We start from the raw sequence: 13,847 nt of genomic DNA, 5'->3' as shown, positions 1-13,847 counted from the left end.
CAGTCTCCCACTGGCCGACATGGCCTGCTCCCATAGTCCATGCAACAGGTCAGAGCTTTCACAACCGAGCGAAAAGCTTGCCCGGCTCCAACAGATCTGCACCCTCACTTGCTGCCACCATCATGTTGAAGTGAGCCCCATGCCCCTGTATGTCGAAGAATTGCTGGAACTGCCTGAGGAAGTCTTTGGTCCGTCCGACGTCGATCGTCTGGTCTATGTCGTCCGCAATGGTGTGCGACCCTGAGTTGGCCCATACGTGAAATTGGGAGACCATTCTTTCTTCGGTGGGCGATACATTGCTGGGTCGTTCAAAATCTTTTACATCCCCGATCGTCTTGAAATAGCCTTCGAGGATCCGCCTGACAATGTTGAATACGCCCACACGGACCAAGTCAGATTCATCTTCGACGCGAGCGGCTTCCACAACCGAATGCCATAGGAGCGCGTAGCTGCCACGGATCTTGGATCTATTTTCGTCGTCACGAACTGTGGTGAGCCCGCTCAGGTCCTTCACCAGCCGGAAGTACCGGCGATCTTTCGGAGACCTAGCCGAGGTATAGGCTGCTTCATGATGGAATTGAGTGTTGTGAGTCAAGACTATGAGTTGGCGGAGGTTGGTGTCTCCTTTTGTAGCCCGCTTGGCGGCGTCACGGATGTATGCGGCGATCATGAAAAGGGCATCGCTGTCTAGGCTCGAGATCGGATCGTCGATTACAGCCACTACATTTTCGGGTGCTCCACTGGCCACTGCGCTACCGAAAAGCGACTCCCAAAAGTAGGCGAAGCAAATGAAAGACTTCTCGCCCTCAGAAAGCGATTCAAATGCCTGGGTGCCGTCTTCGCGGACAATGCGGTAGCCACCATTGGATTCGTCGACGTTGGTTAGGCTGAAGCGGTGGAATCCCATCGCTACTAGGAGCTTATTGATCCTCTCGGCCACCTCGGCAGTATTTGAAATGGAATTTCGAAGGGTACCCATCTTCTGATTCGAGACCTTGTCTTGTTGTTCGCTTTCCGCGATCTTGGTTCTTAGGTCGGCGATCGCCTGCTTCTTCTTCGATTCGATCCCCTTGAACCTCTTTAGTTCGATACTAACGGCGGTACCGGACAGGAACGCGGACCAGCCATCGTCGACGAGTTTCTTACGCTCTGCTACGAAATTCTCAACGATCTGGTTATGTTGGTCGATTCTCTCATTTTCGGCTGTGACGAGCTCCGAAAGCTCCGCGACCACTATATTTACGTCCGAGACGTCAAACGGACTTGTCGGGTGTGCACTTCTCTCACGAAGTTGAGAGGAGAGAAGCCTCGCTGCCTCGCGGACGTGAGAAATCGACGTGCTGAATTGCTCTTCATCGAGGTCCGACTGCCCGCTGATTGCGGCTTCTACGGCAGAGATCTCTACTTCGAGTGTCTCAGCGCAGATTTTCACCTCGCTTGCAATTCTGGTCGAGCGTTCAAGTGCGGCGTCGAACCCGCCCTCGAAATATTTTGCTAGTTCACTCTCAAGATCGACCGGTGCCTGGTTTTGACAAAACGGGCACTTCCCCAGCGCCCTGCCAATGTAGTCTCGCCCTTTGCTCACCCAGTCTTCATTGTGAAGATGCTGTATAAGTTTTGCGAACTCGCCGCCGCCGCCGTGGGGGCTTTTACTTCCGACCTCGGCGACATCCTCAGGTGGTATCAAACTCTGCGTTTTAATGGCGGGAAGTCTCGAGCGCTTCTTTTTGTCGCCGCTCAGAGTTCGGGCTCGAGTTTTGATTGCCTTCCAGCCGGCATTGGAGTCCGAGGACTCCGATTTGCCGAACCGCCCGCATGCCTCTTCAAAGAACTTGTCTTGATTGCCGCGGAATCCTGCGAAGACTATGGGGAGTACAGATTCGTCAATGTCTTTGTGGGCGCTGAAGACCAAGCTTCGCGCCGCAAGCCGTGCGCTTTCTATCTGTCCAAGTAGCCCATGCGTGTCATTCGGGCTGGAGTCCGAACCAATTGAAGTCTGCCACGTGTCGCGGTTCTTTTCGCGTCCCCGATTTTCGTCTTCTAAGGTAGTGATCTGATCGTTGATCTCCGCGGATTTGTCGCCGATGGTGAATATGCCGTTCACGCGCTCTGTAAGGACTCGTGAGCGGTAAGCCTCGTTGAACACACGTATAGGGAGATCTGTGGCGGCCACTTCCCAGGTTGCCCTCATAGTCACATCGGCTGGCTGTTGAGCCAACATATTTGAGATTGTTGACTTCCCTGCGCCATTAGGGGCGAAAATAAAGTTGACCTTCTTGAGGTCGTTGAGCCGTAGAGGCTTCTCTCCGAAACAGTAGTCGGCCTGGACGATGATTGACTCTATTTCCACATTTCCCCCATTGATATTAATGACGCGCGGACCAAAACGGGGAGGCGACCTGAGCAGCATCGCGGCCCTACCTGACATTATAATGTTGGCTTCGTCACACTGGAGTACATATTTAGTTTGTCGGCACTCAGCGCGATGCGCGGCGCAGGGACCACCGACCGCGCCGGGGGAGTGGCTTGATGGCTTTTCGAGACTGGCAATGAATGGCTCGGCGCTCTTTTGTAGGTGAGCGTTGCCAGGGTTCCCGGGTCTCGTTTTTGCCCTCGGCGCGGTTGGCAGATGTACGAAACCGTGGGGATACGATGGAATTTAGATTTTCAAACTGACATCTGGCTACGAGACTGACGGGGCGCGTCCTTGTCCGACGACTGTTTGAATCTTGACGAGACTCGCGAGTGCGTGTGGGAACACTGTGGAGGGGATGATCAACCGCGCCTCCACGGGAGTCCTCCGTGGTTTCCGCGCATAGGCGGAGCGAGGCTCAGGACGACTCGATGACCCGCCAGCGGAACTCGACGAACGGGGCGACGTACTCGTGACCGCTAGTGTCTTCACGCTGGACCTTGATGATGTCGACGACAGCCAGTCGGCCGTGTTCGTTCATCAGCACGAGGCTCTGGCCAACGCGGGGAGTCACTGCCCGACCTGGCGTCAGGTGATGAGCAAGTCCGGTGTCCTCCGTCTGCTCGGTTTGGATCACGCCGACGGCCTTAATTCCGTCCTGATACACGTACACAGAGTCATTCCCGCACCCGCTGACGTTTAAGCCAAACTCCGCATCGCCGAAGCCCCAAGTGAAAGTGTTGTGGGTCGCATCGCGGTACTCGAAATGCGCTTCGCCTTCGAGATCAGGACTGCGCCATTTCGACGCATTGGTGCGCAAGTCTTGCTGCTCGAGGCGCGTGGCTCGCTCGCGGAGCGTCGCGATCGGCGTCGCGCTGTCGCGGTTAGCGGCGAGGCCAGTGATCCAGCGCCACAGATCCTCGATCTGCTCGGCTCCGGGGAACTGCTGCTGACTGCCGGGGGAGTGGTTGAAGTCGAATCCCTTGGGCATATGACCGTCAAGCCATGCAGGCAACGTGCATCCATGGTTGTCGATGAAGAGTGCGGACAGCCAGGCGGCCTCGTGGTCCGCGTACTGCTCGGCGATCCAGCGGTTCTCCTTACCTACCCCGGAATCTGGCATGGTGTCGGCACGCTCGACGTAGTTACGGTCGGTCACGAGCAGCACGCGTCTGGATTCGCCGACACGACGCATGAAGCCGTTGAGGTCATCGCCGTAGTCGACGTCGGCGTCGATGAGTACATCGAACCCCAGTGCCTTGAGCTGCGCCGCGAGCAGGCGTACCCACTCTCGGCGCTTGTCGGACGTCCAGGCGTACGAGATGAACAGGTCTGCGCCCACCGGGCTCCCATCTTCGATCGGCAACGCACTGGTCTTGGATGTGCGCCAGTCCCTAAAGCATATGGGCGAATCCGACCATAATTGGTTCATACAGGATGGAAGAGAGCTGTTCCTTCCGCTTGTCGCTCAGACTGTCGGTCCCGTCGGGACGACTGTCGTCATGACGAAGGGGTCTGCAATTGAAATCGAAGAGGTCCGCAGATGCGCGACGTAGGGGGAGCCACATCGGTGAGGGCGATTCAGGTGCGACCGTAGTGATGGTGCGCGCATGACCGGCAAGAAGTGCACAGCGAAGCTCCATCACTATGTTCCGCAGGGGTACCTTCGAGGCTTCGCGACGGACCAAGCGCGCCTCAGGGTTGTGCCCCTCGACCGCTCCCGGCAGCCGTACACGCCGAGCGTGAAGAACGTGGCTGCGCAGAACCACTTCCACACGGTCGGTGAGTTCGATGAGCCGGATGCGTTCGAGAAGGCGCTGAGCGAGCTCGAGGGCCGGGCCCTCGGCATCATCAGGGGCTTCGCCAACGGCGAGTTTCCTCCCTCCGAGGAGAATAGGTGGGCCTTCTCCCACTACACGGCGTTGCAGAGCGTGCGCGGGCCGGATACCCGGAGGACGACCGAGCATATCTGGGCGACCATGGTCCGGCTGGAGGTGGGTGCCGGTGGCCGCAAGAACGTCGGTGTCTGGATCCGGGACAATCTCGGATTCGACCCGACGCCTGAGCAAGAGGATCGAATCTGGGACGAGGCCACCCAGCCCGGTGGGCCGCCGATCGGATTCTCCAACCTGGCTCACATTCAGAACGCAGTCGAGACGGCGATCGAGCTGACGTCCTATCTTGCTACCCGCCCCTGGGCTCTAGTTCGCTTCGACCGACGATCCCTCATCACATCGGATGCTCCTGTCAGTCTGGTGCGACGACCGGACGACGAGCCGTGGGAGGGAGTCGGCTTCGCGACGGCAGGGGGAGTCACGTTCCCGCTCACGCGCAAGTTGGGGCTGCTCATGAGTGATCCCATGGCGACGCTGGACGGTGGCGGAGCGGACGATCCGCGTGTCCAGCAACTCCGCGAGATGGTGCTTGCCGGACGGATCGACCGAATCCAGCCCGGGACCACAGCAATGGAGAAACTGTTCAATCTGCAAACCGCGGAGTCGGCCAGGGAGTACGTCTTTCACCACCCCGAGGACGAGCCGTACGTCCCTGTCAATCTGCCCGAACCGGATCTGGTCAACATCAAACCGATGGGAGGACTCATCAACATGGACTTCGACGGTGAGCCGCTGTTCGTGCCCAAGGGACGCGAGGGCCGACAGGATACGAGGGGAAGTGCGGAGAGGACATGACGACTCAGAAGGCTCGGACTAGCTTCGTCGGCAATAATGTTCTGGTAGAGGAGTGTGGCGGATGAGCATGGGAGATTCGGTGAGCGACGCGATCGACCCGACGTGGTGGGAGGACGTGCTGGCGGCGGCGGCGCGTGACGGCACCTATGAGCCGCCAGAGTTGTTGTCAACGCATCTTGAGCGGGCGGCTGCCGATCCGGCTGTCAGGGGGCTTCACGAACTAGTGCTGCGGGTGTTGGCGGCGGTGTCGTCGGCGATGCTGAATGTTGATGACTGGCTAAAGCCGTTCACACCCGCGATGCAGTTCGATGGCAAGCGGACGGTGGTACCGGCGGACTTTGATGCTGACCAGGTAGCGTTGCTTACACGTATCGCTCCGCTAATCGAACGTGATGATCTTCGGGCTCGGGTCGCTGATGTCGCCTGGTTCTACGGGGACCGGTCGGACATCGCGATGTTGGACCGGGCCATCGACGCCTACCGGGCCGCGCCGCTGACGGACTATGTCTGGTTCAGTGTGGGGAAGGACGCGTGGGTTCGGGCCTTCGCGCTTGCAGCGCGGAGCGGCGCGAACGGCAAGGCCCGGGTGCAGGAAATGTCGGGCGTGCTGAAGGCTCAGATCCTGGCCCGCCAGGTGACGGACAACTTCAAAACAGTGGGATTCGCGGAAACCTTGCGCCAGCACGGTCGTGTCGACGCTGCCGGGCGCGCTGAGGTGCGCGAAGCGCTGTTCGCGCTCGCGGCACAGGCGTCGTTCGTAACTCCTCGCCTGTCACGCCATCTCGAGCGTGAGGCGCTCGCATGGCTTGGTGGTTCGGACGCGGCGGCGGCGAACTCTGCGACCGAGCGCGTTGCGCGGACCTACATCGCAGAAGCCGACTCCCGCATTCAGACGGACCCGAAGGCGGGCGCGCTGGTCGAGGGCCATTTCCTGGAGAAGGCCATCGCAGTCCTCCGAACCGTCCCGCGTTCCTACCGGCTCGAGAACGGACTCGACGAACTCATCGGCGACCTCCGCATTCGGCTGCGTGAGAGCCGGGAGTCGTCGATGGAGCAGATGATGCGTATCCAGTCGGACCCGGTTGATCTGACTGACGCCGTGTCCTACGCCCGGTCGCAAGTCTCGGGTCACGCGGACAAGTTCGACGCGCTCGCTACATTTGCGGCGCTCGCACCGCCGCTAGACGAAGCCAGTACGCGCGAGAACGCCGCGAAGATGCTGGAGGGCAGCATCAGCCACATCTTTGGTTCCTCTACGTTTTCCTCTGACTTCCGGAAGATTGCATCGAGGCCCGGGTCTTCTGGCCAGGCCGATGAGGACGCGGTGTGGGCCGAGATGGTCCGGACGGTGTTCTTTCATTCCCAGTTGCTCGGAAAGGGCATGATCCAGCCTGCGCAAGAGATCCTGACTACTGAGCACCGGTTCAGTCGGCAGTACATGATCTCGCTGTGCGTGGAGTCGCCCACGGTACCCGAGGGGCATGAGACGTTGTGGGGCGACGGGCTGGCGCTCGGCTTGGGCGGAAACTACGGGTCTGCGGTCTCTGTTCTGGTCCCGCAGTTGGAGCAGGTCGTGCGGGTCATGCTGAGGCGGCACGATGTGCACACGCTGTTCGTCGATGAGCACGGCATAGAGAGTGAGAAGAGCTTGAACGCGCTTCTCGACATGACCGAGACCGAGGACGTCTTTGGTGCAGGGATGGTCATGGAAATGAAGGCAATGTTGGTCGTCCAAGGTGGTCCGAACCTGCGCAACGATGTCGCGCACGGCCTTCTCGATGATAACTCGGGGTGGAGCTACTCGGCGCTCTACATTTGGTGGTTCTGTCTGCGCCTGGTGACGTGGCCGGTCATCGAGATGATCAGCCGCGCTCGGACCCAGTCAACAGAATCTGGCTGAGACTCGAAGGCAAAGGGTAAAGACGGCGACCTCGGTCCGTCGGCGCAGGCGGCTTGAGGCCCAGATGTCTCTAGGTGCCTGAATACGGTGGTCCGGCTCAACGAATAACGGAGTTCCGCTTCAACGTGTGAAGCTCGCGCAGAGTGTCATCCTCGCCGTGGGCGATAGCTGGGATGGGCGTGGCTAGTCGTCTATTGAGCCTTAGCCGCCGTAGTGATCGAGCATCCGACGCGACAGATAGCGTACGTCGGTTTGCGTTTGCTCACGTGCCCACTCCAGTTCATCGTCGCCAGAGGCTGCGGAATTATTGCGGACGTTGTGTGCTGCGCCGACACAACGAGAGCACCATTCTCGATTGATCACTTCGTCTGCGGGAAGAGGTCGGCCGTACACATACGCAGCGACCGGACCAATGTATGGGTCACGGCTATAGCCGCCAGATGGGATGTGGTGTTCGACTGACTGGCAGCCGAACGGAGAGCCCCAATGCTTCACCCTCCCGTTGCCACCAGACGACTCGACAACGCTATAAGCGGGGGACTGGACGCAGTAGAGGGTGGGCTCGCCAGTGACATTCGGTGCAATGAAGTGGGCTTGCGCCTCATCGCTGAAACAGTATTCGCAGTAGGACCGACCCCGTTCACGAGCTACGACGGGTTCTGCAACTACAAGAGCTGCAACGAGTTCATCCGTGTATGGTGCGTCGGCCTCGCCAAACGCCTCGCCAGGCTCGCTGCGCCAAGGCTCGCCGAGGTATCGGGTGTAGTCTCTGCTACTCGTCCATGCGTCATGTGTGGGCGACCATCGGACCCGCTGCCCCGATCCCATCCGGTGGTTAAGCACTACCGCATAGAACTGCGAGAGGACATTGAGCTTCTCACCTGTGGGCGCAATCATGGCTCAAGTATGGTCCATCGTCTCCACCGGAGTGATCAAGAAGAGATTGTTCTGTGCGACAACTTGGTCGAATTCCGCTTCAATGTGCAGCCGCGTGTAGGACCTAGAGTCTGAAAAGTGCAGGACTTGCACCAGCCTACGTGTGGCAGGCTTAGCTCGCGGCATCAATTCAAACGCCGAGTAATTCAGACCGACGGGTGGTAGCGCGTTGGGCGTCGTAATGCGCCGAACGCGTGCTTCCGTTGTTCGACGTTGATGCTGCGGCGCAGGAAGAGGTCCGTTGGCAGGTGGCGCACCTGAGCGAACGTGGGCGAACGGCGCTGCGGTTGCTTACGCAGCTAGGGACTGACTCGTCCAGTCCTCTTCGGGACTGAGCTTCTTTCGCGAGGTATCCTGGGTGTGATGATCCGACTGATTCAGTCCCAGGTAGGTTAAAGCGCCAGAGGTGACCGCATGCATCCTAATGTACGAAAGCGTGGCGACGTGGTGGAGTTCCGGTTTAACGTATAGCGTTAATGACGGTGTCCGTCATGCACTGGTGTAGTGATCAGATCGTTCGGCAGCAAGGACACCGAGCGCATCTGGCATGAGCAGTACGCCAAGCGCGTCGACCGGACGGTGCAGAGGGCGACCTTGCGGAAGCTCGAGCTGAGCCATGCGGCGAAGGATGTCGAGGACCTCAGGGTCCCGCCAGGCAACCGCCTGGAGCGTCTGGTCGGCGCCCGACGCGGGCAGTACAGCATCCGCGTCAACGAGCAATGGCGACTCTGCTTCGTCTGGAGAGAGGGAGGTACGGACAATGTCGACCTCGTCGACTACCACTGAGAGCGACCTGATCGAGCCGATCCACCCGGGAGAGATCCTGATGGAGGATTTCATCGAGGGCTTCGGGATCACGCAGAACAAGCTGGCCGTGTCCATCGGTGTGCCACCGCGCCGGATCAACGAGATCGTTCATGGTCAGCGGGGCATCACGGCTGACACTTCGATCCGGCTCGCGCGCTATTTTGGGACTTCGGAAGAGTTCTGGATGAACTTGCAGTCGAACTATGAGCTGCGCCTGGGGCGTCGTGCTCTGGGCGAGAAGGTTGCTGCGATCATGCCTCTGGCTGTCGCGTGATCGAGTTGCCGCCACGTCGTGTGATCGGCAAGGTCGTTGCATAAGTAGCGCATGAGGAACAGATCTTTGTGCTCACCCATGGTGACGCCCCGATGGAGATTACGGGCGTCCAGATTCCCGCCGGATCGACTGGGCAGGGTGAGACCCCTAGCGATGCGGCCGTGCGAGAAGTGTGGGAAGAGACGGGCCTGCGGGTGCACGCGATGTCTGTGCAGCCAGGGGTCAGGCCCGGGCCGCGGTGAGCTCCTCCCGAACGATGCTCGTTCCCGCGCTCAGCACGCTCAACTTCCCGAGGGCAACATCCCGCGAGAACGGTGCCATGCCGCAGTTCGTGCTTGGGATGAGCTTGTCCGAGTCGACGAATTTGAGTGCTTTGCGCAGGGTGTCGGCAACTTCCTCCGGAGTCTCGATGGTCTCATTCGCCACGTCGATGGCCCCGAGCATGACCTTTTTGCCGCGGATGAGCTCGATGAGGTCCACCGGGACACGGGAGTTATGGCACTCCAGTGAGACGATGTCGATGGTCGACTGCTGCAGGAGCGGGAATGATTCCTCGTACTGGCGCCATTCGGACCCGAGGGTTGCCTTCCAGTCATTGTTGGCTGTGATCCCGTAGCCGTAGCAGATGTGCACGGCGGTTTCTGCGCGCAGTCCTTCCGCAGCTCTCTCCAGCGTGGCAATTCCCCAGTCCTTCATCTCGTCGAAAAAGACATTGAAGGCGGGCTCGTCGAACTGGATGATGTCCACTCCGGCTGCTTCCAGGTCCCGCGCTTCCTGGTTGAGGACTGCGGCGAACTCCCAGGCCAATTTCTCGCGACTCTTGTAATAGCCGTCGTAGAGCGTGTCGATCATAGTCATCGGGCCCGGGAGCGCCCATTTGATCGGTTGGTCGGTCTGCTGCCGGAGGAACTTCGCGTCGTCGGCGAACACCGGTTTCTCACGGCTCACGGCGCCGACCACGGTCGGCACGCTTGCGTCATAGCGATCGCGGATTCGAACCGTCTCCCGCTTCTCGAAATCAACACCGTTGAGGTGTTCGATGAATGTGGTGACGAAGTGCTGTCGGGTCTGCTCCCCGTCGCTGACGATATCGATGCCGCGGTTGGTCTGCTCGTGGACTGCGATACGCAGTGCATCGCGCCCGCCCTCGGCCAAGGCATCGCCCTGCAGGTTCCACGGTGACCAGAGGGTCTCAGGCTGTGCGAGCCACGACGGTTTCGGCAGACTGCCGACGATCGAAGTGGGCAATAGTGTCGGCGTCATCGATTCTTCTCCTGTGGTCATGCAGCTGGAACGGGATAGTCGGCGGCCCACTGTTCGAGCATTTCCCGGTGTGGGTTGACGAAAGCCTCTGCCGTGTACTTCCCCTGCTTGATTGCGAGCTGACTGCGTTCGGCGCGATCGTAGGCGATCGAAGTCTCCGAGAAGTCCTGCCGTTTCAGCGTCGGTCGGTAGGTCTCTTCGGCGGCAACGTGTGCGTTGTAGATCTCCGGTCGATAGATTCTTTGGAAGGTCTCCATCGTGCTGATCGTGCCGATGAGCTGCAGATTGGAATAGTCGTTGAGCAGGTCTCCGCGGAAATAGAATGCCAGCGGCGCGACACTGCCGGGCGGCATGAAGTATCTCACCCGCAGCCCCATCTTTCCGAAGTAGTCGTCGGTCAGCGAATACTCGTCTTGCTGATACTCCACGCCGAGAATCGGATGGTGGTTCTTGGTCCGATGGTAGGTCTTACTCGTCGACACACTGATGCAGACCACAGGGGCTATCTGGAAGCGTTCCCGATACGCTGCGGAATCGAGGAAGTGCTGGAACAGTTTGCCGTGCAGATCGCCGAAGTCGTCGGGGACGGTGAATTCGCTCGCTGCATCGTTGACTGCTGGAAGTCGTACGCTGAAATCGAAATCGCGGACGTAGGACGAGAAGTTGTTTCCCACGATCCCGGGGTGGCGGTCACCAGTCTTTCGATCGAGGATCTGGATATCCAGAACCTCGAGCAATGGGAATTCCTGATCGCCGCCTGCAGCCCTGAACTGGAGCTCCCCGGAGACGATCTCGAGGTCGACGGTGTAGCGGTCCCGATCGGGGTTGTCCCAGTGGGCGAGGTCATTGAAGCGGCGATTGATGGTCGTCAGGGTGTTGCGGAGGTTCTGCTGACGGTGCTCGCCCCTGGCGAGGTTCGCGAAGTTCGTCGTGGCCCGTGAACTATCCGATGGCGAGTAGTGCTCGTCGAATCGGGTGGTGGTGATGCTGAATGTGAACTCGGTTGTCATGGACGTCCAATTCCGTAATTGATCGGCCGGGCTCGGCCTTGCGGAGGTCTTCGAAACAATCCTGCAGGCAACTGGCGGATATCGGGTAACTTGGCGCAACTATGGATTCATATAGTCTTTATCTATGTCCCGAGGATTGAGAAGCATCACGCTGCTGCAGCTCCACTACTTCATCGAGGTCGCGGCGGAGGGTTCGATCACGGCCGCTGCTGATCTGCTCTATGTCTCCCAGCCGACGATGTCTGCAGCTATGAAGGATCTTGAGACCCGGGTGGGTCGGGCGTTGCTCTTCCGATCCGCCCGCGGGGTGACACTCACTGTTGATGGTGCGGAGTTCCTCGGTTATGCGAGGCAAGTCGTTGAGCAGGCGGAGCTCCTCGAGCAGCACTATCTCGGTCGGCCCCCGTCGCGACGTCTACTCGGGGTATCGGCGCAGCACTACTCGTTTGTCGTTGATGCGTTCGTGCGGATGGTCAAGGCCAGCGATGCGGCCGAGTATGAGTTCTCGCTGCGAGAGACTCGCACCTGGGACATCATCGAAGATGTTCGCACGCTCCGCAGCGAGCTCGGCATTCTCTACCGGAACGACTTCAATCAGAAGGTCATCGACAAACTGCTGCGGGACTCCGGGCTTGTCTTTCACCCGCTTTTCGTTGCAGTCCCGCACATCTTCATCTCCCGGAAGAACCCGCTTGCCGCCCGAGATCGCGTCACCCTCGACGATCTCGCCGACGTGCCACGGCTCACCTTCGATCAGGGAGCGAACAACTCGTTCTACTTCGCCGAGGAGATCCTGTCGACTTTGTCGAGCAAGCGGGAGATCCGGGTCTCCGACCGTGCGACGATCTTCAATCTCATGATCGGGCTCGACGGCTACACGATCTCGACGGGCATCATCAGCGATGACCTCGATCCAGAGATCGTCGCGATTCCGCTCGACGCCGAAGAACGTATCGAGATCGGCTGGATCGACCATTCCGGGATCCCGCTCACCGAGCAAGCGCGCCGTTACCTCGAAGAAGTGCGGGCCGTCATCACAGGTTTCGGTCTCGACCTGCTGGGCTAGCTCCGAGAATGCTGTCTGCGTCAATGATGCTCGCGCGCAAGGGCGATTGCTCACCTGACCGGATCATGCCCTGCGCTAGAGTGACCCCTGGCGTCAGCATATGATCGCAACGGTGAGATCTGATGCAGGTGGAATGTCAACCTGAAAGATCGAAAGTTGAGGATAGAAGATGACCAACAGCACGAGCTCGCTATCGCACTCGGAAAGAGGGGGCGTCGCGAAGGTATTCCGGGTAATGGTCCTCGTCCTCGCGCTCATACTGGGCGTGATTGCAGCGATCTTCGGACTCGCATCACTGGTTCCCGGACTTGGGCCATTCAGCACGGTTGCGGCTCGGTTCGCGCCCACCGTGGCGCCGATAGCGGCTCTGGCAGGACTGATCGTGCTCGTCGTCGGTATCGTCGCTATGCGCAGGGGGCGTCGGCGCACAGGTGCAGTCACGACAGGGCTCGGCGGGATCGGCGCGGTCGCTAACATCGCTGTGGTTGTCGTTCTCGTCGGCGCCATCACCTCGGCCGGCGGATCGGTCAATCTCTTCACCGCGACGTTCGGGCTCTCCGCAATGGACGCGGCGTCGCCCGACCGCCAGGAGGTGTACGACAAGACCAGCGAGGGGGATGACCTCTCCCTCTCGATCTACGAGCCGAAGAATGTGAAGCGCTCGACACCGACCATCATGGCCGTCCACGGTGGCGGCTGGATTGCGGGTAAGCCAAATGCAGTGAGCTCAGAGCTTCGCACCCTGGCTGACCACGGCTACTTGGTAGTGGCGGTCGAATACGAACTTGCCACCAAGGACAACGAGACTTGGCAGAGTGCGCCCTCGCAGGTTGCGTGCGCCGCGAGCTGGATTCAGGACCACGCCGACACGCTCGGTGCAGATATGGATCGTCTCGCGTTCTGGGGTGAGAGCTCAGGCGGAAACCTGGTCGCCAACACCGCCGGCGCCGCAGCGGACGGCACCGCCGAGTCGTCGTGTGGTGGGAACGTCCCCGTTCCCGCTGCGGTTGTCGCCGACTATCCCGCGTTCGACGTGACGGGCCTCTACGACAACGCGCCTGCTGGCCCGGGCGCGGGCACAGGCTCGCGCATATTTGCGACCAGCTACACGGGTGGCACCCCCAAGGAATTCCCGAAACGCTACGCTGCGGTGAATTCCTCCGCGCACCTCACTGCTGCGGCCCCGCCGACACTCGTGATGACCGCGATGCGTGATGACGTCATCATCCCTGCTGACCAATTCGCGTGGGTCGACGCGGCCCGAGACCGTGGAGTCGACGTCGAGACGGTGCAGATTCCACTCGCGAACCACGCCTACTCGCAGAAAGCGAAGAACTCCATCGGCAGCCAGGGGCACCTCAGCATCGCAGAGGCCTACCTATCGGAACAGCTTCGATAACCTGGCGGTGCAGGCTCGGCAAGCACCTCGGCGACTCAGCGTGAGAATCGGTTTCGGGTGGCTGTTCGACAACAGAAGCTGACGCAATC

11 protein-coding genes are annotated in these 13,847 nt (G+C 59.8%); 7 read left to right on the top strand and 4 right to left on the bottom strand.

What is annotated here, in order from left to right; translation table 11 throughout:
* Positions 1-58 precede the first annotated feature (58 nt).
* Both HU144_RS14705 and HU144_RS14700 read right to left on the bottom strand, forming a co-directional pair.
* Entirely contained in the window at positions 59-2,350 is a 2,292-nt protein-coding gene (locus tag HU144_RS14705; protein WP_235351948.1) for an AAA family ATPase, read from the bottom strand.
* A gap of 481 nt (positions 2,351-2,831) precedes the next feature.
* The gene (locus HU144_RS14700; protein WP_235351947.1) at positions 2,832-3,755 is read right to left on the bottom strand and encodes a toll/interleukin-1 receptor domain-containing protein; all 924 of its coding nucleotides are present in this window, start codon (positions 3,753-3,755) and stop codon (positions 2,832-2,834) included.
* Between the two features lie 268 nt (positions 3,756-4,023).
* On the opposite strand from HU144_RS14700, the gene HU144_RS14695 reads away from it, so the two are divergent.
* The 5 genes from HU144_RS14695 to HU144_RS19565 all read left to right on the top strand — a co-directional run bounded on the left by HU144_RS14695 (position 4,024) and on the right by HU144_RS19565 (position 9,262).
* Positions 4,024-5,103, top strand: coding sequence for a DUF4238 domain-containing protein (locus tag HU144_RS14695; RefSeq protein ID WP_235351946.1), 1,080 nt, complete (start codon positions 4,024-4,026; stop codon positions 5,101-5,103).
* A gap of 61 nt (positions 5,104-5,164) precedes the next feature.
* Positions 5,165-7,003, top strand: a complete 1,839-nt coding sequence (locus tag HU144_RS14690) for a DUF4209 domain-containing protein (protein WP_235351945.1) — start codon at positions 5,165-5,167, stop codon at positions 7,001-7,003.
* 1,440 nt (positions 7,004-8,443) lie between these two features.
* Positions 8,444-8,725 (top strand): type II toxin-antitoxin system RelE/ParE family toxin, encoded by a 282-nt coding sequence (locus HU144_RS14685; RefSeq protein WP_235351944.1) that lies wholly within the window; start codon positions 8,444-8,446, stop codon positions 8,723-8,725.
* Positions 8,700-9,020: a HigA family addiction module antitoxin gene (locus HU144_RS14680; RefSeq protein WP_235351943.1), complete on the top strand. Its 321-nt coding sequence runs from the start codon at positions 8,700-8,702 to the stop codon at positions 9,018-9,020. Before HU144_RS14685 ends, HU144_RS14680 begins: the two co-directional genes overlap by 26 nt.
* A 92-nt stretch (positions 9,021-9,112) precedes the next feature.
* Positions 9,113-9,262 (top strand): NUDIX domain-containing protein, encoded by a 150-nt coding sequence (locus HU144_RS19565; RefSeq protein ID WP_408610722.1) that lies wholly within the window; start codon positions 9,113-9,115, stop codon positions 9,260-9,262.
* On the opposite strand, the gene HU144_RS14675 is transcribed toward HU144_RS19565, so the two are convergent.
* Together HU144_RS14675 and HU144_RS14670 are read right to left on the bottom strand one after the other, a co-directional pair.
* Positions 9,243-10,283 (bottom strand): methionine synthase, encoded by a 1,041-nt coding sequence (locus tag HU144_RS14675; protein WP_235351942.1) that lies wholly within the window; start codon positions 10,281-10,283, stop codon positions 9,243-9,245. The genes HU144_RS19565 and HU144_RS14675 overlap by 20 nt on opposite strands.
* Before the next feature lie 17 nt (positions 10,284-10,300).
* Positions 10,301-11,293, bottom strand: coding sequence for a putative oxygenase MesX (locus HU144_RS14670; RefSeq protein WP_235351941.1), 993 nt, complete (start codon positions 11,291-11,293; stop codon positions 10,301-10,303).
* Between the two features lie 124 nt (positions 11,294-11,417).
* On the opposite strand from HU144_RS14670, the gene HU144_RS14665 reads away from it, so the two are divergent.
* Together HU144_RS14665 and HU144_RS14660 are read left to right on the top strand one after the other, a co-directional pair.
* Positions 11,418-12,359, top strand: a complete 942-nt coding sequence (locus HU144_RS14665; RefSeq protein WP_235351940.1) for a LysR family transcriptional regulator — start codon at positions 11,418-11,420, stop codon at positions 12,357-12,359.
* 169 nt (positions 12,360-12,528) lie between these two features.
* Complete coding sequence (locus tag HU144_RS14660; protein WP_235351939.1) at positions 12,529-13,758, top strand: alpha/beta hydrolase; 1,230 nt, start codon at positions 12,529-12,531, stop codon at positions 13,756-13,758.
* The last annotated feature ends 89 nt before the right edge of the window (positions 13,759-13,847 follow it).

Source organism: Brevibacterium sp. UCMA 11752, assembly GCF_021532235.1.
Taxonomy (GTDB): Bacteria; Actinomycetota; Actinomycetes; order Actinomycetales; family Brevibacteriaceae; genus Brevibacterium; species Brevibacterium antiquum.
This window is presented reverse-complemented; position numbering and strand designations above follow the sequence as displayed.